The following is a 24,750-nucleotide window of genomic DNA, read 5'->3' on the forward strand; positions in this document are numbered from 1 at the left end:
CCCCGGGGCGCCATCGCCGTGTGACAGGCTGGATCGGTGTACCGGTTCGAGTGTGTCGTGCGGAGGCTTCCGCGATGAGCGTTGACGGGCGGGACGAGTCCCTCGGTGGCGTCGGTGGCACCGGCGCCGAGGTCGGGGCGGACAGCCTGCCCGCCCGGCAGGTCCCGGCCCAGCGCGAACGCGGCGGCAGGCATGCCTCACCCGGCACGCCCGGTAGCGAACTCCCCCCGTCCGACGGCGACTTGATTGCCAGGATGCGGGGCGGTGACGACGGGGCGTACGAGGAGCTGTTCCGCCGGCACGCCGACGCGGTACGGCGCTACGCGCGGACCTGCTGCCGGGACGGGCACACCGCCGACGACCTGACCGCCGAGGTGTTCGCGCGGACGCTGCAGGCGGTACGGGGCGGGGCCGGGCCGGACCAGTCGGTGCGGGCCTACCTCCTGACCACCGTGCGGCGGGTCGCCGCGGCCTGGGCGAAGACCGCCCGGCGGGAGCATCTGGTCGAGGACTTCGCGGTGTTCGCGGAGCAGGCGGCCGCGGGTGCGGAGAGCGCCGGGGGGCTGTCCGGGGACGACACCCTCGAACTGGGCGCCGATGTGCGGGCGATGCGCGAAGCCGAGCGGTCGCTGGCGATGCAGGCCTTCCGGAGCCTGCCCGAGCGGTGGCAGGCCGTGCTGTGGCACACCACCGTCGAGGAGGCCTCGCCGAGCGCGATCGCCCCGCTGTTCGGGCTGAGCGCCAACGCGACGGCGGTGCTGGCCAGCCGGGCCCGGGAGGGCCTCAAGCAGGCCTACCTCCAGGCCCATGTGAGTTCCGCGCTCAGCGCGGGCGGCGACTGCGCGCGGTACGCGGACCGGCTGGGCGCGTACGCCCGGGGCGGGCTGCGGATGCGGGCGGAGCGGGGGCTGCGCAAGCACCTGGAGGAGTGCGCCAAGTGCCGGCTGGCCGCCGGGGAGCTGAAGGACGTCAACGCGGGCATTCCCGCGCTGCTGCCGGTGGCGGTCATCGGGTGGTTCGCCGCCGGGTACGCCGCGAAGGCGGCCGGGGTGGTGGCCGGCGGGGCCGTCGCCGCCGGGGGTGCGGGTGCTGCCGCCGCCGCGGCGGGCGGGTCGTCGGCCGGGGCGGGCGCTGCCGGGGCGGGCGCTGCCGGTGGGGCCGGGGCAGGGGGGGCCGGCGGGGCCGGGGGTGCGGTGGTTTCCGAGGGGCTGGGGCTGCCCGCGAAGGCCGCCATCGCCGCCGGGATAGCGGTCGCCGCCGCTGCCGGGGTGGTGTTCGCGCTGACCGGGGACGAGCCCGAGCCGCAGGCCGGGCCCGCGCCCGGGGTGGTGGCACCCGAGGTGCCCGCGCCGGCCGTGTCCGCCGCGCCGGAGCCGGCGCCGCCGGGGGCGCCGTCGCCGGCGGCCCGGGGGCCGGTGCCGCCCCGGCGCAGCGCGGCGCCGTCGGCTCCCGCGTCCTCGGCTCCGGCCGTGACGGCCGCGCCGCCGTCCGCGCCGCCGAGCCCGCGTCCGAAGCCCTCCCCCACGCCGACGCCTTCGCCCACGCGGGCCCGGCCGACGACACCGCCGCCGCAGCCGCCGCAGGGGTTCCCGCTCGCCGGGCTCGGGCACTCCGCGGTCGGCCGGCACACCGGTCCCGAGCTGGCGACCTGGCGCAGCAGCTGGGTGTGGCAGCGGTGGGGGCTCGTGGTGGGCGGGCAGCGGTTCGGGCAGGGGATCACCGTGCCCTCCCGCTCCACTGTGGAGATCACCCTCAACCGGCAGTGCACGAGCTTCTCGGCGCGGGCCGGGGTGGACGGGCTGTCGCTGCCGACCGACGGGACGGTGCGGTTCTCCGTCTACGGCGACGGGCAGCGGCTGTGGCGTTCCGGTGCCCTCGGGTACGACGACGCCCCGGTGCCGGTCCAGGTGCCGCTGGCCGGGCGTTCGACGCTGCGGCTGGTGGTGGAGCAGGCCGGGCAGGGGCGGCTGCCGACGCTGGCCGGCTGGGCCGACGCGGTGATCAGCTGCCGCTGACGCCGAGCAGGGAGAGGACCTCCGCCGGGGTCAGGGTCCGGCCCTCGGCCTCCGCCCGGGCCCGGCCGGCCGCCCCGAGGGCGGCGAGGGTACGTTCCGAGAGCCCCTCCAGGGCGGCCTCCTCCGGCACCGAGCGGGGCTGGCCCGCGCGCCAGGCGGAGGCCGCCGCGAGGAGCCGTACGCTCTCCTCGGGACGGCCGGTGTCGGCGAGGAACAGTGACGCCGTCTCGGCGATGCCGGCCAGGACGCGCTCCGCGCAGTGCCCGGACACCGCCCCGGCGAGGGTCCCGCCGATCCGGGCCAGTCCCGCCTCCGGGCCGTTCTCGCGGGCGTCCAGGACGGTTTCGATGAGGTCCATCCCGGCGGTGAACTGGGCGGGCACGTTGATCCGTGCGGACGCTGCCCGGGCGGCGGCGCACTCGGTGCGGGCGAGGGCGAGGTCGCCGCGCCGGAGGGCGAGCGTGGCGGACAGGAACCGGCTGAAGGTGTTCACGTCGTACACCCCGCCCTGCTCGTCGGCCTCGCGGTCGGCCTCCGAGAGGAGCTTCTCGGCGCTCTCGTAGTTCCCGGCGCAGTACTCGGTCTCGGCGATGCGGGCGATGGCGAAGGGCGCCTCGATGCGGGCGCCGACCTCCCGGGCCAGGCGCAGGCACTCCTCGTAGGCGGCGCGGGCGGCGCCGTACTGGCCGCGCGAGAGGGCGGCCTCCCCGGCGGCGCTGGCCACCTGGGCGCGGATCCAGCGGTCGCCGACGCGGTGGGCGATGGCGTCGAGTTCGGCGAGGTCCGCGTCCACGGTGGAGAGGCCGCCGGTCATGTCGATGGCGAAGTGGGTGCGCATCAGCAGGGGGATGGCGGTCTCCCAGTCCCCGGCGTGGCGGCGGCAGTTGGCGATCGACTCGTCGACGTTCTCGTGGAAGTGCTCCATGTCGCCGGTCAGGAAGCAGATCGCGGGCCAGAGCATGCCGGGGAAGCGGGTGGTCTCCGGGGAGCCGTGGCGGAAGACCTCCTTGAGGCGGGCGGCCGACTCACGGTGTTCCGGCGTGCGGAAGCGGTCGGCGCCGGTGCTCTCGGCCAGCAGGAACACGTGCAGCATGCGCAGCCGCATGGAGGGCCAGTACTCCGGAGTGCCCTCGGCCGGTTCGACGGGCATCCGGGCGAGGATCCGGGCGGTCCAGTCGGCGCCCTCGCCGCGGTAGTCGCGCAGCCACCAGAACCAGCCGAGGGCGGCCAGCATGCGCTGGGCGATCGTGGTGCCGACGGCGTCCTGCTCCCCCTCGATGACGGTGTGGAGGGCGGAGCGCAGGTTGTCGAGCTCGGTCTCGAAGCGGCGGATCCAGGGGAGCTGGCCGGCGGAGCGCAGCAGCGGCTCGGCGCGTTCGGTGAGGGCGAGGTAGTGCCGGGCGTGCCGGAGGGCGGTGGCGCGGGCGTCGGCGGGGTCCTCGGCGAGGCGTTCGGCGGCGTACTCGTGGATGGTCTCCAGGAGGCGGTAGCGCATGCCGTCGGGGTCGGGTTCGGCGCCGACGAGGGACTTGTCGACGAGGGCCGCCATGGTGCCGGCGATGTCGGCACGGGTCGCGTCGTCCGCGCAGACGGCCTCGGCGGCGTCCAGGTCGCAGCCGCCGGCGAAGACGGACAGGCGGGCGAGGACGGTGCGCTCGGCGGTGTCGAGGAGGTCCCAGGACCAGTCGACGACGGCGCGCAGCGTCTGCTGGCGGGGCAGCAGCGTGCGGGCGCCGCCGGTCAGCAGCCGGAACCGGTCGTCGAGCCGGTCGGCGATCTGGCGGGGGGTGAGCAGCCGCAGCCGGGCGGCGGCCAGCTCGATGGCGAGCGGCAGGCCGTCGAGGCGGGCGCAGATCTCGGCGACGGCGGCCGGGTCGTCGCCGGGGTCGAAGCCGGGGCGGGCGGCGGCGGCACGGTCGGCGAAGAGGCGGTGCGCGGGGCCGGGCGGCAGCGGTTCGAGGGGGCGCAGGAACTCGCCGGGCACGCCGAGGGGTTCGCGGCTGGTGGCCAGGATCCGGACGCCGGGGCAGTGGGTGAGGAGGCGTTCGGCGAGTTCGGCGGCGGCGGCGATGACGTGCTCGCAGTTGTCGAGGACGAGGAGCAGGCGGCGGTGGGCGCAGTGTTCGAGGAGGGCGGCGGTGGGGTCGTCGTCGGCGGGGGTCTTCTCGCGGGCGACGAGGCTGTTCTCGCGCAGGCCGAGGGCGCTGAGGACGGCGCCGGGCACGGCGGCGGGGTGGTCGAGGCGGGCGAGTTCGACGATCCAGCCGGAGTCGGGGCGGGCGGCGGCCGCGTGCTCGGCGAGGCGGGTCTTGCCGGAGCCGCCGGGGCCGGTGAGGGTGACGAGGCGTACCCGGTCCAGGTCGGCGGCGAGAGCGGCGAGTTCGGGCTCGCGGCCGACGAAGGAGGTCAGGCGGGGGCGGATGTTCCCGCGGGGCTGCGGGGGCTGGTGCGGGGGCTGGGTTCGGAGCAGCTCCGCGTGCAGGGCGCGCAACTCGGGTCCGGGGTCGGCGCCGAGGTCTTCGGCGAGGTCGCGGCGGGTGCGCTCGTAGGCGGCGAGGGCGTCGGCGGAGCGGCCCGCGGCGCGCAGGGCGCGCAGCTGCTGGGCGCGCAGTGGTTCGTCGTACGGATGCTCGCGGATCAGCGCCTCGATCTCCGGCAGGAGTGCGGCGGGGGCGGTGGCGCCGCTGCGCAGGTCTGCCTCGACGCGGTCCCGCCGGGCGCTGGAGCGGCGGGCCTCGGAGGCGGCGGCGTACGCGGTGCGGGCGGGCTCGGGGAGGTCGGCGAGGGCGGGCCCGCGCCACAGCGCGAGGGCCTCGCGGAGGGTGGTGGCGGCGGTGGCGGGGTCGGTGGCCAGCTGCTCGGCGCCGAGGGTCGCGAGGCGGGTGAAGCGGTGGAGGTCGACGTCGTCGGGGGCGGCGGTGAGGCGGTAGCCGCCGGCGGGGTCGGTGGTGAGCCGCCCGGGGCCGAGGGTGCGGCGCAGGCGGGACACGAGGGCCTGGAGCGCGGCGGGGGCGTCCTGGGGCGGGTCGTCGCCCCAGACCTCGTCGACCAGGTCGGTGACGGACGCGGCGGCCGGGGCGCCGGCGCGGAGGGCGAGGGCGGTGAGGAGCGCGCGGACGCGGGGGCCGCCGGGGGTGAGGGGGGCGCCGGTGTCGTCGTGGGCCCGGGTGGGGCCGAGGATTTGGTAGCGCACCGGGCAATTCTGCCTTGCCCCTGCCGGGGGTGGGTGGGGGTTTTCGGCGGGGCGGCCGGGGGCGGGGGCCGCTGGCCGGGGGGTGTCCTGGGGACTTGGCCGGGGGTCCGGGGTCGGGGGCCGGGGTCGAGGCCCGGGGCGGGCGGGCCGGGGGCGGTTGTCCGGGGGACTTGGCCGGGGTCCCGGGGCCGGGGGCCGAGGTCGAGGCCCGAGGCGGGCGGCCGGGGCTTGGCCGGCGTGCCGGGCCGGGCCCGTGGCCGGGGCAGGGGGCGGGGGCCGCTGGCTGGGGGCCGAGGTCGAGGCCCGGGGCGGGCGGCCGGGGCTTGGCCGGCGTGCCGGGCCGTGGGCGGGGCCGGGGCCGTGGGCCGGGCCGTGGGCGGGGCCGGTGGGGTGGGGCGCTGCGCGGGGCTGGTCCCCTACCCGCCCTTCCACCGTTCCCCGGGCTGCGCCCGGACCCGCTTCTGGGGGCTCCGCCCCGGACCCCCGCGCCTCAAACGCCGGCGGGGCTGGAGGGGGCGGAGGGGCCGGCGGGGCTTCAGCGGCCTGCTGGGAGGGCTCTGGGGGGTAGGCGGGGGAGGGGGGTGTCCAGGGGTGGGACCGCGCGGCGGCGGGGGGTGGAGGTGCCGGTCCAGCAGGTGCCGCGGCGGGCCAGGAGGCGGCGGAGCCACAGTTCCATCGAGACGAGTTCCGCGAGCCCGTCGAGCGGCACCGGCCGCCCCTCCGCCGCGTCGATGAGGGCCTGCTGCACCACCCGGGCGTCGACGAGGCCCGCGTCCGCGAGGAGCGGCGCCGCGAAGAGGGCCAGCAGGGAGGTGAGGGCGGCCCGCAGCCCCAGGCGGGTGGCGTTCTCGTTCGGGGTGTGGGCCGTGGCGCCCCAGCCGGGCGGGAGTTCGCGCACCCCGGCGGAGGACAGGACGCTGCGCAGGATCTCGGCGCGGGCCCCGGGCTGGACGCGCAGGGACTCGGGCAGGGCGCGCGCGGCCCGTACGACCTGGTTGTCGAGGAACGGCGCGTGCAGGCGCTGGCTGCGGACCTCCACGGCCTGCTCGAAGACGCGGTGGTCGGCGGCGTGCCGGGCCAGCAGGGCGCGGGCGCGGGCCTCGCCGGGCCGCAGCGAGAGCGGGGGCCGGCCGGCGGCGGCGCGCAGCCGGATCGATACTTCCGCGAGGGCTTCGCCGGTGAGCCAGCCCGCGGCGGGGCCGGGGCGGGACCAGGTGAGGGCGGCGAGCGAGGCGTCGACCGGCCCCGAGGCGGCGGCGACGGCCGCACCGCCCTCCCGGAGCCGGGCCGCGGCGGCCTCCATGCCCGCGCGGTACGGCGTACGGGCGAGGCGGCGGGCGGCCGTGTAGACGGAGAAGGGGACGAGCAGCGGGTCGGCGGGAGCGGAGCGGGCGAGGGCGGCGACGGGGCGCAGCAGGTGGCGGCGGCGGCGGTCGAGCAGGAGGTCGGCCATGCGGGCGGGGTGCGCGTCGAGGACGCGGCGGGCTCCGTGTCCGGTGAAGTGGTCGGCGGAGCCGGCGGCGAGGCGGCGGCGCTCGCGGGCGGCGGAGACGAGGGAGGGGCCGGGTTCGTCGGTGAGGGGGCCGTCGAGTTCCGCGTAGGGGAGCGCTTCCTCGGCGGCGGCCACGACGACGTGGTGGAGCCGGGGGTCGGCGGCGAGGGCGTGGGCGCGTTCGAGTTCGCCCTCGCGGCCCCGCGGGGTGGCGAGGTCGTTGAAGGTGACGGCGAGGAGCCGTGAGCCGGAGCCCGGGAGGGTGCCGGGGGCGCCGGGCAGGCCGGCGGCGAGGAGGGCGAGCGTCGCGGAGGCGGTGCCGCCGGAGAGGTCGGCGCCGACGCCGGGCGCGGGGGCGCCGCGGGCCGCGCGCCGGTCGGCGGGGCCCATTCCGGGCACGGGTCCGGGGTCGGGGAGCAGGGTCTCGGGGGCATGCCTCGGTGCCGTGAGCCGGGCGCGCACCGCGGCGGTCAACGCTTCCCGTACGCCCTCCACGGCGCGTTCGGGGTCGGCTTCGGGGGCGGCGACGGCGAGGGAGGCCACTTGTTCGTAGCCGGTGATCTCCCGGGAGCCCTCGCGCAGGATCAGGGCGTGGCCGGGCGGGATGCGCCGGACGCCTTCGTAGGGTGTGCCGTCGCCCAGTGCCTCGGGGCTGTCGGGGCAGGCGAGGAGGGCGGCGAGGTGGCCGACGTCGAGCTGCGCCTCGATGAGGTCGGCGAGGGGGAGCGCGGCGGTGGCGTAGGCGGTGCCGCCGGCCCAGGGGGTGTAGAAGACGGGGCGGGCGCCCGCGAGGTCGCCGAGGACGGTGATGCGGCGTCCGGCCTGGACGACGGCGGTGTAGCTGCCGGGCCATTCGGTGAGGTGGCGCAGGGCGCCGCCGCGGGCGGCGTAGAGGGCGCGGCGGAGTTCGGCGTCGGTGGCGCCGCAGCAGCCGAGGACGGCGAGGCGGGTGAAGGGGTCCGCGGGGTCGGCGGTGACGGTGCGGATCTCGTCCGGGCGCCAGTCGCCGACGGCCCAGAGGGGGTCGGGGTCGCCCCACAGGAGCTGGGCGCCGACGGGGTGGACGGTGCGTTCGGCGTCCTGGGCGGCGGGGTCGTCGGCGTAGGCGGCGTCGGCGATGCCGCCGTGCTGCGGCGGCTGGGGGTGGGGTCGGGAGGGGCCGCCGTAGGGGGATCCGTGGCCGCTGGAGCCGGTGCCGTACGGGGCGCCGTGTCCGCCGGTGCCGTACGCGGATCCGTACCCGTCGGCGCCGCGGCCGTGGGGTCCGTGGCCGTTGCCGGAGCCGTGGGGGTCCGATGAGCCGCCGGGGCCGGACGGGACCCGCCCGGCCGTGCCGAAGCTCGCGGCGATACTGCTCCAGCCGACCAACCAGCGCACCGCCGCCTCCCCCAGCCCGTGGGCAAATGACCGGGGCAACGGACGGCCGGGACGACACGGACGGCGTGCGTCGGCGTGCGTCGGCGCTCGGAGGGCGCGGCCGGCGGGACCCCGGGTGGCTCGGGGTCCATGCTGCCACGAGAAGGGCGTGCGAGAGTGGCTTCGGGGGGCGCACATGTAAACGAACACGCCCCGGCCACACGGTATTTGGCGTTCCGTTCCCACCGCCCCATAGGTCGGTTTCGGCCATTCTTCGGCCGCACTGAGGGCTGGTACGGGCCCTCGCGCGGGGAGCCCGGGAGGCCGCGGGGCGCGGTCCGGGAGGCGTCTGCCACCTCCCGGACCGTTCCGCCACCCGCGGGGATTGAGGCAGCGGCATCCCCCGGCCCACCGGATCCACGCGGCGGGCCGACCCACGCACCGCACATCGAATCGCCGGGTCCCGGCAGCGGCCAGAGCGCACGGCCGGGCGCACGGCCACACGGCCGGAGCACGAGCGGACACGTGCGCCCGGGGCACGACCCCCGGGGCCGGCTGTGCATACGGACAACAATCCCGCCATACGGAAGTCGGGGCCTTAACGCTTGGGAGGCGGGGAACTACGCTGGGTTTACGAAATGCCGGGCGCCTATGCCCCGGCGGCGTCTGCGTTCCGCGTGTGACGAGGGGTGGCGCATGTCCAGGGAGCTCCGCGAGCCCAACGAGAAGCTCGGCGCCGTCCTCGCCCTGGCGGGCATCAGCAACGCCGGGCTGGCTCGGCGGGTCAACGACCTGGGCGCGCAGCGCGGTCTGACGCTCCGGTACGACAAGACGTCGGTGGCGCGGTGGGTGTCCAAGGGGATGGTGCCGCAGGGCGCGGCCCCGCACCTGATCGCCGCAGCCATCGGCGCGAAGCTGGGCCGGCCGGTTCCGTTGCACGAGATCGGGCTGGCGGACGCCGATCCGGCGCCGGAGGTCGGGCTGGCCTTCCCGCGCGACATCGGGGCGGCGGTGCGCTCGGCGACCGACCTGTACCGGCTGGACCTCGCCGGTCGGCGCGGCGGTGGCGGGATCTGGCAGTCGCTCGCGGGCTCGTTCTCGGTGTCGGCGTACGCGACGCCCGCCTCGCGGTGGCTGATATCTCCGGCCGACAGCTCGGTGGCCCGCGAACCGGGCCCCGCCGGCGACCCGCGCCCCGCCACCCCGGACGCGGCACCCACAGCCGCGGCCTCGGCCGCCCAGGGCCCTGTACCCCCGTCGGCGCCCGCACCGGCCCCCGCAGCCGCCCCGGCCCCCGTCACGGCCGCCCCGCTGCGGCGGACGCCGGAAACCCCCGCGCAGGGCGTTGTGCCCGCGCGCTCCGGGCCCGAAACCGCGCCACCGGCCGTCGCGGCGGCGGCCACCGCCGCCGCCGTGCGGCCCGTCCCGGACGCCTCCCCGCAGCGCGTGGGTCACAGCGACGTGGCGAAGCTGCGGGAGGCCGCCGAGGACGCGCGCCGCTGGGACTCCAAGTACGGCGGCGGGGACTGGCGTTCGTCGATGGTCCCGGAGTGCCTGCGGGTCGACGCGGCACCGCTGCTGCTCGGCTCCTACACCGACGAGGTGGGGCGCGCCCTCTTCGGGGCGACCGCCGAACTGACCAGGCTGGCCGGCTGGATGGCCTTCGACACCGGCCAGCAGGAGGCCGCGCAGCGCTACTACATCCAGGCGCTGCGCCTGGCCCGGGCGGCCGCCGACGTCCCACTGGGCGGGTACGTGCTGGCCTCGATGTCCCTCCAGGCGACCTACCGGGACTTCCCCGACGAGGGCGTGGACCTCGCGCAGGCCGCCGTCGAGCGCAACCGCGGCCTCGCCACCGCCCGCACGATGAGCTTCTTCCGGCTGGTCGAGGCGCGGGCCCACGCGAAGGCGGGCGACTCGGCGGCCGCCGGGGCGGCGCTGCGGGCCTCGGAGGGCTGGCTGGAGCGTTCACGGGAGGGCGATTCCGACCCGACATGGCTGGGTTTCTACTCGTACGACCGTTTCGCGGCGGATGCGGCGGAGTGCTACCGGGACCTCAAACTCCCCCGTCAGGTGCGCCGCTTCACGGAGCAGGCGCTGTCGCGCCCCACGGAGGAGTACGTACGCTCGCACGGGCTGCGGCTGGTGGTGAGCGCGGTCGCCGAGCTGGAGTCGGGGAACCTGGACGCGGCGTGCGCGGCGGGCACCCGTGCCGTCGAGGTCGCGGGCCGGATCTCCTCGGCGCGGACGACCGAGTACGTGCGTGACCTGCTGCACAGGCTCGAACCGTACGGGGACGAACCGAGGGTCGCGGAGCTGCGCGAGCGCGCCCGGCCGCTTCTGGTGGCCCCCGCGTAGCCCGGTTGTCGGTGGTGGGGTGCAGTATGCAGGGGTGGGAGGTGTCAGCGTGGATTGCGACGTGCTGGTGATCGGTGGCGGGATCGTCGGCTTGTCGACAGCCCATGCCCTGTCACGGCTGGCCCCGGGAACCCGGGTGACCGTACTGGAGAAGGAGTCCGCCCCGGCCCGGCACCAGACGGGCCGCAACAGCGGGGTGATCCACAGCGGCATCTACTACCGCCCGGGCTCGCTCAAGGCGCGCTTCGCGGTGGCCGGTGCCGCCGAGATGGTCAAGTTCTGCGCGGAGCACGGCATCCCGCACGAGGTGACGGGCAAGCTGATCGTCGCCACCGAGCGGTCGGAGCTGCCGCGGCTGCACTCCCTCGTCCAGCGCGGCCGGGAGAACGGCATCCCGGTGCGCGAGCTGGGGCCGGCCCAGATCACGGAGTACGAGCCGCACGTCCGGGGCCTCGCCGCGATCCACGTCGGCACCACCGGGATCGTGGACTACGGGCAGGTCGCGGCGCGGCTCGCCGAGGAATCCGGGGCGGAGGTCGTCTACGGCGCGGAGGCGGACCTGATCTCGCGCCGGCCTTCGGCGGTGGCGGTCCGCACCACCTCGGGCCGGGTGTTCCGCGCCCGCGTCCTGGTGAACTGCGCGGGGCTCCAGTGCGACCGGGTGGCCCGCCTGGCCGGGGACGACCCGGGCATGCGGATCATCCCCTTCCGGGGCGAGTACCACGACCTGGCCCGCCCGGACCTGGTCCGGGGCCTGGTCTACCCGGTGCCCGACCCGGCGTTCCCCTTCCTCGGCGTGCACCTGACCCGCGGCATCGGCGGCGGGGTCCACGTCGGCCCGAACGCCGTCCCGGCCCTGGCCCGCGAGGGCTACGGCTGGGGCACGGTCCGCCCGCGGGACATCGCCACGGAACTGGCGTGGCCGGGATCCTGGCGGATGGCCGGGCGGCACTGGCGGTACGGGGCGGGGGAGATCCACCGCTCGCTGTCGAAGCGGGCCTTCACCGAGGCCGTGCGCCGCCTGCTGCCGGCCGTCACGGAGGCGGACCTCACCCCGGCGGCGGCCGGGGTGCGGGCGCAGGCGGTGCTGCGGGACGGCACCCTCGTCGACGACTTCCTCATCCGCGAGGCGCCGCGCACGGTGCACGTCCTGAACGCCCCGTCGCCGGCGGCGACCGCGTCCCTGCCGATCGGCCGCGAGATCGCCGGGCGCGCCCTCGCCCACCTCTCCTCTTCTTGACGCGTCGCTCGCGCGGCTCGGCCGCAGGTGGCCTCCCCGGCTTCGCGCCGCTGCGCCGGACTCCGTCCGTCGGGTGCGGGGCGGGGCCGGTTCGGGTGGCGGGGCGTGTGGGTCGTCTGCGGGTGGTGTGCCGCTGCGCGGGGCGGGGTCCCCTACCCGCCCTTCCACCGTTCCCAGGGGCGCTGCCCCTGACCCCGCGCCTCAAACGCCGGCGGGGCTGAACAACCGGGGCTCCGCCCCGGACCCCGATGCCGTGCGCTCCGCGCCCGGTGCGCTCAAACGCCGCGCGGGCTGGCTTCGCTGCGCGAAATCCAGCGCCGCCGGCACCCTCCAGCCCCGCCGGCGTTTGAGGCGCGGGGGTCTGGGGGCGGAGCCCCCAGGGGGTCCGGGGCGCAGCCCCGGGGAACGGGCGAAGGGCGGGTAGGGGACCAGCCCCGCGCAGCGGCCGCCGGGGACGGCGCCGGGCCGCGCAGCCACGCCCGCCGAGGACGGCGCCGGGCGCGGCAGCCGCGCCCGCCGGGGCGGAGTCGGGGGCCGACGTAGAATCTCGGCATTGTGTCTGAGCCCCTGAATCCCCAGCCCGGCCTCCCCGACTCCCCGCCGGAGGCGTACACGCCGCCCAAGTGGCGCACCGAGCCGCGGTTCCCCGACGGTCCCGCGCCCGACCCCGCCGGTTCGCACCACGAGCGCCGGATCCGCAGCTTCCAGCCGCGCCGCAGCCGGGTGACCACCGGCCAGGGCGAGGCGCTGAAGCGGCTGTGGGGTACCTGGGGGCTCGACATCGACGGCCGCGAGGTCATCGATCTGGAGAAGCTCTTCGGCGGGCTCCCCGTCGTCCTGGAGATCGGCTTCGGCATGGGCGAGGCCACTGCCCAGATGGCCGCCGCCGACCCCTCCACCGGCATCCTCGCCGCCGACGTCCACACCCCCGGCCAGGGCAACCTGCTCGCCCTCGCCGAGCGCGGCGGGATGACCAACGTCCGCGTGGCCAACGGCGACGCGATCATCCTGCTCCGCGAGATGCTCCCGCCGGCCTCCCTCGCCGGGATGCGCGTGTACTTCCCGGACCCGTGGCCCAAGGCCCGTCACCACAAGCGGCGGCTGATCCAGCCCGAGTTCCTCGACCTGGCCGCCACCCGCCTGGCGCCCGGGGCCCTGCTGCACTGCGCGACGGACTGGGAGGACTACGCCGAGCAGATGCTCGAAGTCCTCACCGCGCACCCGGAGTTCGTGAACACCCAGGCCGACGGCGGATACGCGCCGCGGCCCGAGTTCCGCCCGCTCACCCGGTTCGAGGGGCAGGGCCTGGACAAGGGCCACGTCGTCCACGACCTCCTCTTCGCCCGCCGCGGCGCCGAGGAGATCGAACCGGCAGTCGAACCTGACTCCAAGAACTGACAAACGTCACTCCGAGTGTCCGACCCGCTCGCTAGGGTCATCATGTGTACCGAGCGCTCTCCCGTGTGCTCGCACGCCCGTCGGGCACGGCCCGCACGTGCGTGCTCGGCGCGCTGCTCACCGCCACCGGGGCCGTGATCCTGGAACTCGTGCGGGAGCAGACCGGCACGGCCGGGTTCTTCGTGGGTCTGGGCCTGGCCCTGCTGCCGGTGCCGCCGCTGATGGCGGCGTTCCGGTGGCTCGGCCGGGCCGCGCCGGGCCCCTGGCGGCAGCTGCTGTTCTGCTTCGGCTGGGGGGCCTGCACCGCGGCGCTGATCGCGATACTGGCCAACAGCTTCGCCACGGAGTGGATGGCCGCGGCCTCCACCGACCCGTCCGCCGCCGACCGGCTCGGCTCGGTCGCGGTCGCCCCGGTCGTGGAGGAGACCGCGAAGGCCGCGGCGCTGCTCCTGGTGTTCGTCTTCCGAAGACGGCGGCTGGCCGGCGCCGCCGACGGGATCGTGCTCGCCGGGTTCACCGCCACCGGCTTCGCCTTCACCGAGAACATCCTCTACCTGGGCAACGCCTTCGAGGAGGACCTGGCCAACGGCACCCGGGTGCTGGACTCCGTGACGGCGGCGACGTTCTTCGTGCGGGTGGTGCTCTCCCCGTTCGCGCACCCGCTCTTCACGGTGCTCACCGGCCTCGGCTTCGGCGCTGCCGCGCTCACCGCCCGCCGTGCGCGCAGGACCGGCCTGCCCCTGCTGGGCCTGGGCCTCGCCATGGGCGCCCACGCGTTGTGGAACGGTTCCTCGCACTTCGGTGAGTACGGTTTCTACCTGGTCTACGGCTGCGTGATGGTCCCGGCGTTCGGGCTGCTGCTGTGGCTGGCCGTGCGGGTCCGGCGCCAGCGCCTGCGGGCCGTCGCCGCCGAGCTGTCGGTGTACGCCGCCGCGGGCTGGCTCAGTCCGGCGGAGGTGCCGGCCCTGGCTTCGATGCCGGCCCGGTCACTGGCCCGGGCCCTCGCCCGCCGCAGCGGAGGCCGCCCCGCCGCCCGCGCGGTGTCCCGGTACGCGGCGGACGCCGCCGCCCTGGCCCTGCTCCGCCGGCACGCCCGCCGCTCGGGTCCGGGCGGCCGGGACCCGGAATTCGCCGAGCGGGAGCGCGAGTTGCTGCACCGGCTCTGGCACCGCCGGGCGACGGCCGCGCCCGCGCTGGCTCGGGCGGCCGTACTGGAGGAGCTGCTGCCCGCCCCGCACCGGCCCCCGCAGACCGCGGCCCCGGCGCCCGCGCGGGTCTTCGTACCGGTGTCCAGGACTCCGGAGCTGTCGCCCGCGCCCGGCTAGGCGCCCGCAGGGGCGTGCGTCAGACGTCGAGGCCCTTCGAGCCCAGCCAGGCCAGGGGGTCGACCGTGGAGCCGCCCTTGCGCACCTCGAGGTGGAGGTGGGCGCCGGTGACGTTGCCGGTCGCGCCGACCCGGCCGATGGTCTCGCCGGCGCCGACGGAGCCGGAGGTCACGGACATCGAGGAGAGGTGGCAGTACCAGATCTCGGTACCGTCGTCGAGCTTGAGCACGATCCGGTAGCCGTACGCCCCGGACCAGCCGGCGGAGATGACCGTGCCGCTGCCCACGGCCTTGACGGGGGTGCCGGTCGGGGCGGCGAAGTCGAGGCCGGTGTGGTAGCCGGAGGACCACATGGAGCCGGCGACCCCGTAGTGGGAGGTGAGGGTGTAGGAGGAGGTCGGCAGGGACCAGCCGCCCGCCGACTGCGAACCGGAGCCCGGACCCGAACCGGTGGCCGCCTTGGTGGCGGTCTGCTCGGCGGCGGCCTTCTCCGCGGCCTCCTTCTCCGCGGCGGCAGCCTGCTCGGCGGCGGCGCGGGCCGTCTCGGCCTCCTTGTCGGCGGCTTCCTTCTGGGCCTTGGCCTCCTGGGCGGCGGCCTCGCGCGCGGTCCGCTCGGCGTCCGCGCGGGCCTGGGCCTGGTCGGCGTCCTGCTGCGATTCGGCCTGGAGGAGGATCCGGCTGAGCAGCGCCTCGCCGGCGTCGCCGCCCTGCTGCGCCGCCGCGGGGGTCTCCGTACCGCCCGCGACGCCGGTGCCCGTGCCGGTGTCGGCCGCGGCGGCGCTCCGTACGGCGTCGCCGCCGCTGCCGGAGTGGCCGCTCCCGCCGCCGAGCAGGTCGGGCATGGATATGGAGACCTGGGGCCGGTCCTGCGCGGTGGCGATGCCGCCGGCGCCGACCGCGGCGATCACGCCGACGCCGAGCACGGTGGAGCTGCGGGCGAGTCCGCCGCGCGGCTTGAGGACGCGGTGCTTGCCGCGGAGCGGGCGGGCGGAGTCCTCCGTGGGATTCCATTCGCCCCAGGCTCCTGCGGTGGGCGTCTCCTGGACGTCGATACCGTCAGGGGCAGGCGAGTTGGAGGCCACAGGGGCACACTCCTCATGGGCGAGAACGCACACGGGTGCCGTCGTTGCGACGGCTGGGACGACCGCGCTGCGTTATCGAAAGGTAATCTACGCGGGGGAATGATTCCAAGCCGAAGCGACTGATCGTTAACACCAATCGGCCACGCCCCGAACGGCTTTGGCCTCTACATTCGCCCCACAGGGCGACAACTCGGGGCGATTCCCTCGCCTCACCCCCATCACTTCAGCCACAGGGGCTCGATGACGCCCTGTCAAGACCTTCGCGCAGGGCGCCCCTTCGGCCACGCAAGGTGACCAGGCCGCCCGCCGTCCGGCACCCGGCACCCGTTCAGGGGCCGTCGCGGCGCACCACCGGGACCGTCTTCCTGCGCTCCGGCTGCCCCTCCCCCGCCCGCCCCACCGCGAGCAGCGCCATGTCGTCGGTCGTGCCGCCGCCGGTGTGCCGCCGCACATCGCTGCTGAGCGCGCCCAGCAGCTCGTCCGGCCCCGGGAAGACCCGCCCCCGCAGCCGGGCCGCCGGATCGTAGAAGGTGCCCGACCCGTCCCGCGCCTCGGTCAGCCCGTCGGTGTAGAGGAGCAGCGTGCTGCCCGGCGGGAAGGGCCACTCCCCCGGCCGGGACACCGCGTCCGCCGCCAGCTCGCCCAGGCCCAGCGGCAGCGCCGGCTCGGCCGGGGCCAGGGCCTCCAGGCCGCCGTCCGCGTACAGCAGCAGCGGCTCGGGGTGGCCCCGGTTCAGCAGCCGCAGCCGTGCGGCGCCGGGCGGGATCTCGCCGAGCACGCACGTCGTGAACCCCTCCACCGCGTCCAGGCTGCCCCGCCGCGTCCCCTCCCGGCTCAGGGCGCGCTCCAGGCGCCGTGCGAGGCCCTCCAGGGTCGGCTCGGTCTCCGCCGCCTCCCGGAAGGCCCCCAGCACCACGGCGACGGCCTCCACGGCCCCCAGCCCCTTGCCGCGTACGTCGCCCACCGCGAACCGCACGCCGTACGGGGTGTCCTGGACGGCGTAGAGGTCCCCGCCGATGAAGGCGTCGGCCTGCGCGGCCTCGTACCGGGCGCAGACGTGCAGCCCCGCGATCCGCTCGGCCGGCGTGGGCAGCACGGCCCGCTGCACGGCCTCGGCGATCCCGCGCGCCGACGCGAGCCGCTCACCGCTGCGCCGTACGACGCGGTTGATCAGCAGGGCCAGCCCGGAGACGGTCACCACCGTCGCCAGCTCGGTCAGCGCCTCCACCTTCCAGCTGGTGCCGTTGTGGATGTGCAGGGCCACGACGACCAGCGAGGCGGCGATCCCGGTCAGCGCGGTCGCCCGCAGGGTGAACAGCGGCGCCGCGATCAGCGGGGCCGCGGTGAAGAAGGGGGATCCGGTGAAGCTGGGCGGGGTGGCGAGGTCGAAGAGCGTCCCCAGCACGATCAGCAGCACCGGCAGCATCCGCACCACCCGCCGGGCGGCACCGTCCGCACTGACGTCCGCACCGCCGTCCCTGCCCTGCCGGCCCAGCACCACGCTGCTCTCCCGCCGCCCGGTCGCGCCCCGCCCCTCCAGGCTGGCGGCAGCGGCCCCCGCACGGCGACCGGACCGGTCCGAAGGGGTGACCCGGGCACCCACACCCCGGCACCCACTCCAGCACCCCGACGCAGACACGACGAAGGCCCGGTTCCAAAAGGAACCGGGCCTTCGTTCTGAGTAGCGGGGACAGGATTTGAACCTGCGACCTCTGGGTTATGAGCCCAGCGAGCTACCGAGCTGCTCCACCCCGCGTCGGTAAACCCAACTCTACGTCATCCGGGGGACGTCTCCCGCCAATTAACTCGCCCACACCCCTCCGAAACCGCATAAGCGCAGGTCAGAGCCTCTTTAACTGGTCGAATCCCGGTGGGGACGGGATCAGGCCACCGGCCGGCCCCCGGAACGACCGAGCGCCCCGTCCGAAGAAGTCGGACGGGGCGCTCGGCGCAGGTTCCGGGGAGATCCCCCGCCCTGCGAGCGGTAGGCCATGTCGGACTCGAACCGACAACCAACGGATTAAAAGTCCGCTGCTCTGCCAATTGAGCTAATGGCCCTCCAGGTGCTCACCCCAGAGCATAGCCGGAGAGGGGCCGCGGACCGATCGGGTATCGCCGGGTGTGGCTCCGGCGGTTTCCCGCCATCCGGTGCGGGTGGGGCGAAACGGCCGGAAATGGGCTCGGCCCCCACCGCACCGGAGTGCTGTGGGGGCCGAGTCCTCGTCAGGTGACGCTCAGGCGTCAGCCGTTGCGCTTCCAGCGGGGCTTGTCCTCGCGGCGGAAGCCACCACGGTCGCCACCGCGGTCGTCGCGGTTGAAGCCGCCCGACGGACGGTCGTCGCGGCGGAAGCCACCGGAGGGACGGTCGTCGCGGCGGAAGCCGCCACGGTCGCCACCGCGGTCGTCACGGTTGAAACCACCCGACGGACGGTCATCGCGGCGGAAGCCACCACGGTTGTCGTCACGACGGTCGTCACGGCGGAAGCCACCCGAGGGACGGTCGTCGCGGCGGAAGCCGCCACGGTCGCCACCGCGGTCGTCACGGTTGAAACCACCCGACGGACGGTCATCGCGGCGGAAGCCACCACGGTTGTCGTCACGACGGTCATCGCGGCGGAAGCCACCCGAGGGACGGTCGTCGCGGCGGAAGCCGCCACGGTCGCCACCGCGGTCGTCACGGTTGAAACCACCCGACGGACGGTCATCGCGGCGGAAGCCACCACGGTTGTCGTCACGACGGTCGTCACGGCGGAAGCCACCCGAGGGACGGTCGCCACCGCGGAAGCCACCACGGTCACCGCCTCGGTCGCCACCGCGGTCGTCACGGCGGTTGTCGCGGCGCTCGTAGTTGCCCCGGTCGTCGCGGCGCTCGAAGGTGCGCTCCTGGGCGACCGGCTCGGCGACGGCGGCCACGGCGGCGGCGACCTCGGCCTCGGCGGCCTCGGCGACCTCGGCGACGGCGGCCTCCGGGTCCTCACCGCGCTCACGGGCGGAGCGGGCGACGAGGCGGTCGGCCTCCTCGCGCAGCTCGGCGGCGCGACGGGTGGCGCGCTCCAGCTGCTTGGTCAGGTCGGCGACCTCGCGCTCGGCCTGCTTGGCGGCGTTGTTCGCGGAGTCGGCCTGGACCTCGGTGAGCGAGCGCGCACCGGTGATCTCGGCGACCTCCGGGTCGAACGCGCCGGCGCCCTGGACGATGTGGCGCGAGGCGTCGACGCCCGCGTCCTCCATCAGGCGGAAGATCTGGCGGCGCTGGTGCGGCAGGGCCAGGGAGACGACGACACCGGACTTGCCGGCACGGGCGGTGCGGCCCGAGCGGTGCAGGTAGTCCTTGTGGTCGCCGGCCGGGTCCACGTTGAGGACCAGGTCGATGCCGTCGACGTGGATGCCGCGGGCGGCGACGTCGGTGGCGACGAGCGCGTTGACGTAGCCGTCCTTGAAGTCGGCGAGGACGCGGGTACGGGCGCCCTGCGTCATGCCGCCGTGCAGCGCGTCGGCCTTCACGCCGGCCTCGATGAGCTGCTCGGCGATGCGGTCGGCGCCCAGCTGGGTGCGGACGAAGATGATGGTGCGGCCCTTGCGGGCGGCGATGGCGGCCGTGACCGGTGCCTTGTCCTTCGGCTTCACGACGAGGACGTGGTGGGTCATGGTCGTGACGTTGCCCTGGGCGCTGTCGACCTCGTGGCTGACCGGGTTGCTCAGGTAGCGCTTGACCAGGGTGCCGATCTCGTTCTCCATGGTGGCGGAGAAGAGCATGCGCTGGCCGCCGGCCGGGACCTGGTCGAGCAGCTCGGTGACCTCGGGCAGGAAGCCCAGGTCGGCCATCTGGTCGGCCTCGTCGAGGACCGCGACCTCGACGTTCTCCAGGGAGCAGGCGCCGCGGTTGATGATGTCGCGCAGACGGCCGGGGGTGGCGACGAGGACGTCGACACCGCGCTCCAGGGCGTAGATCTGGTTGCCCATGGAGGTGCCGCCGCAGACGACCTTCATCTTCAGGCCGAGGACGTCGCCGTAGGGCTGGAGGGCGTCGGCGACCTGCATGGCGAGCTCGCGCGTCGGGGTGAGGATGACGGCGCGGGGCTTCTTCTTCTCCGTGTGGCCGCCGGCCAGGCGGGCCAGGGTCGGCAGACCGAAGGAGAGGGTCTTGCCGGAGCCGGTGCGGCCACGGCCGAGGATGTCCTTGCCGGCCAGGGCGTCCGGGATGGTCGCGGCCTGGATCGGGAACGGGCTGGTGACACCGTTCTGGCCGAGCTTGCGCACGACGCCCTCGGGCAGACCGAGGTCCGCGAAGGTGATGGTGGGCTCGGCGTCGTCGGCGTCGGCCGCGTCCGCCTCGGCGGTCACGTCGGCGACGTCCGCCACGTCCGCCTCGAGGGCCTCGATGATCTCGTCGCGCTCGATGGCGTCCATGGCCTCGGTGACCGCGAGGGTCTCGGCGTCGACGATCTCGGTGGAGTCGTTCTCGGGCATGACGGAACGGTCAGAACTGGAAATGGACATGCGAAATGCGAAACCTTCCGGAGTCTCGGCACGCGCCCAAACTCCGTGAATCGCAAATCGACCGCCTCAATGCGGTCAGCCACGGCTAGGGAGAGTACGCGCCACACGGCGCTCTTCGGATTCGGCGCCGGGCAATGGGATCAAACGATCTATAACCATACGCACCCTCCCGGGGGTCTGGCAAATCACCCCCCGGACCCCGCACCTGACCTGCGGCGATGCGCCGGGGACGAGCGACGCGAACCCCGGAAGGGTGCCCCATAACCCCGCAGACCGGGGCAGAGCACCCCTAGGCCATGGTCGCTCCGGGACCCGCGTCGGAGGACCCGCTCGGTGTGGGTTCCGTCACAGTGGGGGTGGGGTCCGGCGTGGGGGCGCTCGTCCCGCCCGAACCGGATCCGGAGCCGCCGGAACCGGATCCCGAGCCCGAACCCGACCCGCCGGAGCCCGAACCCGACCCGGACCCCGAACCGGATCCCGTGCCGCCGGCGGCCGGCCCCGCGCCGCCGGACCCCGAGCCCGACCCGGACCCGCCCGCCGCGGACCCCGCGCCGCCGGCCCCCGTACCGCCCCCGGAGGGCACCTGGCCGCCCTGGCCGCCCGCGCCGCCGCCCGGACCGGCCGACGGGGAGGGCTGCCCGGGCTTCGCGGGCGTGCCCGGGCCGGGCGAGGCGCCGGTCGCGCCGGAGGCCTTCCCGGGCTCCCCGGGCTTGCCCGCCTGGCTCCCCGTACCGTCCTTCACGCCGTGGCCGTTGCCGTGCACCCCGGAGCCGTGGCCCCCGGCCGCCGCCCCGACGGGCCCGCCCGTGTCCTTGCCGCCGACCGAAGCGGAGGGCCCCGGCTTCGCGGCGTCCTCGCCGACGCTCATGCAGCCGGCCGTCGCCGCCACCGCGAGCGCGGAGACGGCCAGTCTGAGGGACGCGGACAGGGAAGCGTTCAAAGGGCGCACGGGGGCACCTCCGGAGCACTGCGGCGGGGTCCGCGATGAGCGGGTCAATGAGCCCAACTCCCTTTACCCCGTAAGAGACACGCCCCTTACGCGAACAGCTGCCGCGCCACCTGCGAGCCGAGCGTCACCGCTCCGAGCCCCGCGAGCACCGACGCGGCCACGTTCGCCGCCGCGAGGAACCGCCGGCCGCGCTCGGCCAGCCGCAGCGTCTCGTACGAGAACGTCGAGTAGGTGCTGAGCGCCCCGCACAGCCCCGTCCCCAGCAGCAGGTCCACCCGCGAGGAGCCCGCCCCGGCCAGCGCCGCCCCCGCCAGCACCCCGAGCAGCAGGCACGCGCCCACGTTGACCACGAAGGTCCCCCACGGGAAGACGGAGTCGTGGCGCGCCTGCACCGCCCGGTCGGTCAGGTACCGCAGCGGCGCCCCGACGACGGCGCCCGCCACCACCAGCAGCCAGTTCACCGGCTCCCCCGCAGTGCGAGCCCCAGCCGGGTCACCGACGCCGCCGCCCACACCACGCCCAGCGCGGCCACCACCGTCAGCCCGGCGTACGCCAGCGCGGTCCCCGCCTCGCCCTCGTCCAGCAGCCGGGAGAAGTCCACGGCGTAGGTGGAGAACGTGGTGAACCCGCCCAGCACCCCCACCCCCGCGAACGGCCGCAGCAGCGGGTGCGGCGCGCTCCGCCCGCCCTCGCTGATCAGCACCATGAGTACGCCGATCAGCGCGCAGCCCGCGGTGTTGGTCCAGAAGGTCGCCCACGGGAAGGCCCCGGGCGCGGCCGGCCACAGCAGTGCCAGCCCGTACCGGGCCGAGGCGCCGACGGCCCCGCCCGCGGCGACCGCCGCGAGCACCCGGCCCTGCGGTTCGGCCCGCTGGGCCGGCACGTGCAGGTCGACGTCGGGGTCAATGGCCTCCGCGCCGGGGACGGGCTCGGTCACCCGTAGCCCAGGGCGTGCAGCCGCTCGTCGTCGATCCCGAAGTGGTGGGCGATCTCGTGCACCACCGTCACCTCCGTCTCGGCGACCACGCTCTCCCGGTCCTCGCACATCCGCAACGTGGGGTTCCGGTAGATGGTGATGCGGTCGGGGAGCACCCCGGCGTACCACTCGCCGCGCTCGGTCAGCGGGGTCCCCTCGTACAGGCCGAGCAGCTCGGGGTCGTCGGTCGGCGGCTCGTCCTCGACGAACACGGCGACGTTGTCCATCAGCCGCGTCAGCTCCGGCGGAATCCGGTCCAGGGCCTCTGCGACGAGCTCCTCGAACTCCTCGCGCGTCATCTCCAGCACCCGGCCATTGTCGCCCCGCCGCGGGCGCGCGCAGCCGGTGGGGGGAAACCGTTTTGGCGATAGCTCCTCCGATCCCATATGCTTCTCACGTCCCCGACGCGCTGCAAAGTGCCCGGCGGGCCTTTAGCCCTCATCGTCTAGTGGCCCAGGACGCCGCCCTTTCAAGGCGGTAGCACGGGTTCGAATCCCGTTGGGGGTACGCAACACCATGTGCAAGACTTGCTCTTGCACACACCAGGTCCTGTGGAGCAGTTGGTTAGCTCGCCACCCTGTCAAGGTGGAGGTCGCGGGTTCAAGTCCCGTCAGGATCGCTGAGGCTGGAAACAGTCTCGTGGCTGGGTAGCTCAGTTGGTACGAGCGATCGCCTGAAAAGCGATAGGTCGCCGGTTCGACCCCGGCCCCAGCCACAGAAGGAAGGCCCCGTCCATCGGACGGGGCCTTCCGCGTTCTACCCCTCCCGTCGCCCGTCCCGGGCGGAGCGCCGCCACCGCGCCAGGCCGACGGCGAGGGCGCCCGTGGCGACCAGGCCCAGCAGCGCCCAGTCCGGTACGGCGTCCGCGACCGAACCCACCCACCGCTCGACGGCGTACGAGTCGTCCACGTCCAGCAGCCCGGGCAGGGCGCTCGCCCCGTCGTAGGCCAGGAAGAGCGCGCCCAGGGTGATGAAGAACAGCCCGGACAGCAGCGAGGTCGTGTGCAGTTCGAGGCGGCCCGCCCGCAGGGTCCGGCCGCGCAGCCAGCGCCGCCGGCCGAGGTCGAAGCGCTCCCAGAGCAGGGCCAGCACGAACAGCGGTACGGCCATGCCGAGCGCGTACACGGCGAGCAGCAGGCCCCCGTAGGCCGGGCTGCCGCTGACGGCGGCCACCGTCAGGACGCTGCCGAGGATCGGGCCCGCGCAGAAGCCGGCCAGCCCGTAGACCGCGCCGAGGGCGTAGACCGACAGGGCGGTGGTCGGGCGGATCCGGCCGGACAGCTCGGTGATCCGCCTCGGGGCGAAGCCGAGGCCCAGGATCTGGGCGAGGCCGAGCGCGATGATCAGCCAGCCGCCGGCGAGGACGAGCAGGTCGCGGTTGCCGTGGAGGAAGCGGCCCGCGTAGGAGCCCGCCGCCCCCATCGGTACGAGGGTGCTCGCGAGGCCCGCGTAGAAGATCCCGGTGCGTGCCAGGAGCCGTGAGCGGGAGTCGATGGAGTACGCGAAGAAGGCGGGCAGCAGCAGGGCGCTGCACGGGCTGAGCAGGGCGAGGAGGCCGCCGAGCAGGGCGGCCAGGTATCCGATGTGGGTCACCGCCGGGCCGCCGCCCCGGCCTTGGCGATGGCCGCGGTGAAGGCGTCCAGGGGCTGGGCGCCGGCGATGGGCTGCCCGTTGACGAGGAAGGAGGGGGTGGACTGGACGCCGATGCGGTAGCCCTCCTCCTGGTCGCGGCGCAGGGCGGCCGCGGCCTGTTCGCCGGCCAGGTCGGCCTTGAAGCGGTCCAGGTCGGGGACGCCGGCCTCGCGGGCCAGTTCCAGGAGGCGGTCCTCGCCGAAGCCCTTGGCCTTGGCGCCCTCCGCGTACGCGGCCGCGTGGAAGGCGGTGAAGCGGTCCTGCTGCCCGGCGGCCCAGGCTGCCTTGGCGGCGGCCTCGGACTCGGCGCCGAAGATCGGGAAGTTGCGCCACTCGATGCGCAGGGTGCCGTCCTCGACGTACCGCTTCACCAGTTCGGGTTCGGTGTCGCGGGCGAACTTGCCGCAGTAGCCGCACTTGAAGTCGGAGTACTCGATGAGGACGACGGGGGCGTCGGCGCGGCCGACGGCGAGCTTGTCGCCGGGCTCGCGGCGGGCCAGCGCCATGAGCTCGGCGGCGGGGTCGGTGCGGGGTGCGGCGGTCGCGGTGGCGCTGTCGCGGCGCGGCTCCTCCTGGGGGGCGGTGGCCTGCCAGGACACCAGCCCGAGGGCGACGGCGGCGACGGCGACCCCGGCGGAGATCAGCAGGGGCTTGCGGGACGAGCGGGACATGGGTGCTCCAGGACTGCGTGTGGTGAAGGGGACCGGTGGTGCGGCTCCCCCTACACCCGCATCACGGACAGCTCCACGGGCTTGGGCGCCCGCTGGTCGGGCCCCCGTACGGGCACCCGTGCGCGGGACGCGGCGCGCGGGCGCGCCTGCTCGGGCGCGTACCGGCCGGCCGCGAGCTGCGCGTGCTCCTGGACCCCGCCCCGGGGCAGCACCCCGGCCCCCCGCCCGTGCCCGTGCCCTCCGGGATCGCAGGAGGGCCCCCGCTCCCCGGCCGGGCCGGCGGCCTGATCCGCCCCGCCCGCGGCGGCGACGGCCGTCCCCGGGGCCGGAGCCCGGTCCACGCCGGCGGCCACCGCCCGGGCCGGATCCCGGTCCGGGGTCACCGGTGCGCGCCCGGCCAGGGCGAGGGCGAGGGCGAGGCCCAGGACCAGCACCAGCGTGGCGGCAGCCCGCAGGCGCCACGCGCCGGGACGGAAGGACAAGGGTGGGCGGCCTCTCACTGGCACAACTGGGGGACTCGTCCCGAAATGGTACGGGGAGGGGCACAAATGCGTTCGCCACCCGCCC

Annotated in this window: 17 protein-coding genes and 5 tRNA genes; 8 read left to right on the forward strand and 14 right to left on the reverse strand. The window is 75.8% G+C overall.

What is annotated here, in order from left to right:
• Positions 1–74: 74 nt before the first annotated feature.
• Complete coding sequence (locus ABD973_RS15125; RefSeq protein ID WP_345500321.1) at positions 75–2,015, forward strand: sigma-70 family RNA polymerase sigma factor; 1,941 nt, start codon at positions 75–77, stop codon at positions 2,013–2,015.
• On the opposite strand, the gene ABD973_RS15130 is transcribed toward ABD973_RS15125, so the two are convergent.
• A complete protein-coding gene (locus ABD973_RS15130; protein ID WP_125821833.1) occupies positions 2,002–5,208 on the reverse strand; it encodes an AfsR/SARP family transcriptional regulator in 3,207 nt (1,068 codons plus the stop codon). The two genes, ABD973_RS15125 and ABD973_RS15130, sit on opposite strands and share 14 nt — an antisense overlap.
• A gap of 535 nt (positions 5,209–5,743) precedes the next feature.
• Entirely contained in the window at positions 5,744–8,077 is a 2,334-nt protein-coding gene (locus tag ABD973_RS15135) for an asparagine synthase-related protein (RefSeq protein WP_386381848.1), read from the reverse strand.
• A 675-nt stretch (positions 8,078–8,752) separates the two neighbouring features.
• Between ABD973_RS15135 and ABD973_RS15140 the strand changes: the two genes are divergently transcribed.
• The 4 genes from ABD973_RS15140 to ABD973_RS15155 all read left to right on the forward strand — a co-directional run bounded on the left by ABD973_RS15140 (position 8,753) and on the right by ABD973_RS15155 (position 14,377).
• A complete protein-coding gene (locus tag ABD973_RS15140; RefSeq protein WP_345500323.1) occupies positions 8,753–10,414 on the forward strand; it encodes an NsdA family TPR-like regulatory protein in 1,662 nt (553 codons plus the stop codon).
• A 19-nt stretch (positions 10,415–10,433) separates the two neighbouring features.
• Positions 10,434–11,654 carry an L-2-hydroxyglutarate oxidase gene (gene lhgO, locus ABD973_RS15145; protein ID WP_125821831.1) on the forward strand — a complete coding sequence of 407 codons (1,221 nt, stop codon included), beginning with the start codon at positions 10,434–10,436 and terminating at the stop codon, positions 11,652–11,654.
• A gap of 555 nt (positions 11,655–12,209) precedes the next feature.
• Positions 12,210–13,052: a tRNA (guanosine(46)-N7)-methyltransferase TrmB gene (trmB, locus tag ABD973_RS15150; RefSeq protein WP_386381851.1), complete on the forward strand. Its 843-nt coding sequence runs from the start codon at positions 12,210–12,212 to the stop codon at positions 13,050–13,052.
• A gap of 44 nt (positions 13,053–13,096) precedes the next feature.
• Positions 13,097–14,377: a PrsW family intramembrane metalloprotease gene (locus ABD973_RS15155; protein WP_125821828.1), complete on the forward strand. Its 1,281-nt coding sequence runs from the start codon at positions 13,097–13,099 to the stop codon at positions 14,375–14,377.
• 19 nt (positions 14,378–14,396) lie between these two features.
• Here the strand turns inward: ABD973_RS15155 and ABD973_RS15160 are convergent, their stop codons facing one another.
• The 9 genes from ABD973_RS15160 to ABD973_RS15200 all read right to left on the reverse strand — a co-directional run bounded on the left by ABD973_RS15160 (position 14,397) and on the right by ABD973_RS15200 (position 22,188).
• Positions 14,397–15,458 (reverse strand): M23 family metallopeptidase, encoded by a 1,062-nt coding sequence (locus ABD973_RS15160; protein ID WP_125821827.1) that lies wholly within the window; start codon positions 15,456–15,458, stop codon positions 14,397–14,399.
• A 328-nt stretch (positions 15,459–15,786) separates the two neighbouring features.
• On the reverse strand, positions 15,787–17,061 hold the full coding sequence (locus ABD973_RS15165; protein WP_386381854.1) for a PP2C family protein-serine/threonine phosphatase: 1,275 nt from the start codon (positions 17,059–17,061) through the stop codon (positions 15,787–15,789).
• Between the two features lie 79 nt (positions 17,062–17,140).
• Positions 17,141–17,214, reverse strand: a tRNA-Met gene (locus ABD973_RS15170).
• Positions 17,215–17,443: 229 nt separating this feature from the next.
• Positions 17,444–17,516 (reverse strand) — tRNA-Lys (locus ABD973_RS15175).
• Positions 17,517–17,699: 183 nt separating this feature from the next.
• Positions 17,700–19,955, reverse strand: coding sequence for a DEAD/DEAH box helicase (locus ABD973_RS15180; protein WP_345500326.1), 2,256 nt, complete (start codon positions 19,953–19,955; stop codon positions 17,700–17,702).
• Between the two features lie 289 nt (positions 19,956–20,244).
• On the reverse strand, positions 20,245–20,904 hold the full coding sequence (locus ABD973_RS15185) for a hypothetical protein (protein ID WP_345500328.1): 660 nt from the start codon (positions 20,902–20,904) through the stop codon (positions 20,245–20,247).
• Between the two features lie 86 nt (positions 20,905–20,990).
• Complete coding sequence (locus tag ABD973_RS15190; protein WP_125821824.1) at positions 20,991–21,365, reverse strand: fluoride efflux transporter FluC; 375 nt, start codon at positions 21,363–21,365, stop codon at positions 20,991–20,993.
• Positions 21,362–21,841 carry a FluC/FEX family fluoride channel gene (locus ABD973_RS15195; protein WP_345500331.1) on the reverse strand — a complete coding sequence of 160 codons (480 nt, stop codon included), beginning with the start codon at positions 21,839–21,841 and terminating at the stop codon, positions 21,362–21,364. Before ABD973_RS15195 ends, ABD973_RS15190 begins: the two co-directional genes overlap by 4 nt.
• Complete coding sequence (locus ABD973_RS15200) at positions 21,838–22,188, reverse strand: metallopeptidase family protein (protein ID WP_345500333.1); 351 nt, start codon at positions 22,186–22,188, stop codon at positions 21,838–21,840. Before ABD973_RS15200 ends, ABD973_RS15195 begins: the two co-directional genes overlap by 4 nt.
• Before the next feature lie 126 nt (positions 22,189–22,314).
• Between ABD973_RS15200 and ABD973_RS15205 the strand changes: the two genes are divergently transcribed.
• The 3 genes from ABD973_RS15205 (at position 22,315) to ABD973_RS15215 (ending at position 22,595) form a co-directional block, all read left to right on the forward strand.
• A tRNA-Glu gene (locus ABD973_RS15205) sits at positions 22,315–22,387 on the forward strand.
• Positions 22,388–22,425: 38 nt separating this feature from the next.
• Positions 22,426–22,499: transfer RNA gene (locus ABD973_RS15210), tRNA-Asp, on the forward strand.
• Between the two features lie 22 nt (positions 22,500–22,521).
• Positions 22,522–22,595: transfer RNA gene (locus ABD973_RS15215), tRNA-Phe, on the forward strand.
• 41 nt (positions 22,596–22,636) lie between these two features.
• On the opposite strand, the gene ABD973_RS15220 is transcribed toward ABD973_RS15215, so the two are convergent.
• Genes ABD973_RS15220 through ABD973_RS15230 form a run of 3 tightly spaced genes read right to left on the reverse strand, consistent with a single transcriptional unit; the run spans position 22,637 to position 24,665 of the window.
• On the reverse strand, positions 22,637–23,473 hold the full coding sequence (locus ABD973_RS15220; RefSeq protein ID WP_125821823.1) for a cytochrome c biogenesis CcdA family protein: 837 nt from the start codon (positions 23,471–23,473) through the stop codon (positions 22,637–22,639).
• The gene (locus ABD973_RS15225) at positions 23,470–24,183 is read right to left on the reverse strand and encodes a DsbA family protein (protein ID WP_125821822.1); all 714 of its coding nucleotides are present in this window, start codon (positions 24,181–24,183) and stop codon (positions 23,470–23,472) included. Before ABD973_RS15225 ends, ABD973_RS15220 begins: the two co-directional genes overlap by 4 nt.
• Before the next feature lie 50 nt (positions 24,184–24,233).
• Positions 24,234–24,665, reverse strand: coding sequence for a hypothetical protein (locus tag ABD973_RS15230; protein WP_345500337.1), 432 nt, complete (start codon positions 24,663–24,665; stop codon positions 24,234–24,236).
• Positions 24,666–24,750: the final 85 nt, after the last annotated feature.

It is taken from the genome of Streptomyces racemochromogenes, assembly GCF_039535215.1.
Classification (GTDB): domain Bacteria; phylum Actinomycetota; class Actinomycetes; order Streptomycetales; family Streptomycetaceae; genus Streptomyces; species Streptomyces racemochromogenes.

Excerpts from the sequence above, each read along its gene's own strand:
- ABD973_RS15225 (WP_125821822.1), bottom strand. The coding sequence starts at position 24,183 with ATGTCCCGCTCGTCCCGCAAGCCCCTGCTGATCTCCGCCGGGGTCGCC.
- ABD973_RS15140 (WP_345500323.1), top strand. The coding sequence starts at position 8,753 with ATGTCCAGGGAGCTCCGCGAGCCCAACGAGAAGCTCGGCGCCGTCCTC.
- ABD973_RS15180 (WP_345500326.1), bottom strand. The coding sequence starts at position 19,955 with ATGTCCATTTCCAGTTCTGACCGTTCCGTCATGCCCGAGAACGACTCC.
- ABD973_RS15125 (WP_345500321.1), top strand. The coding sequence starts at position 75 with ATGAGCGTTGACGGGCGGGACGAGTCCCTCGGTGGCGTCGGTGGCACC.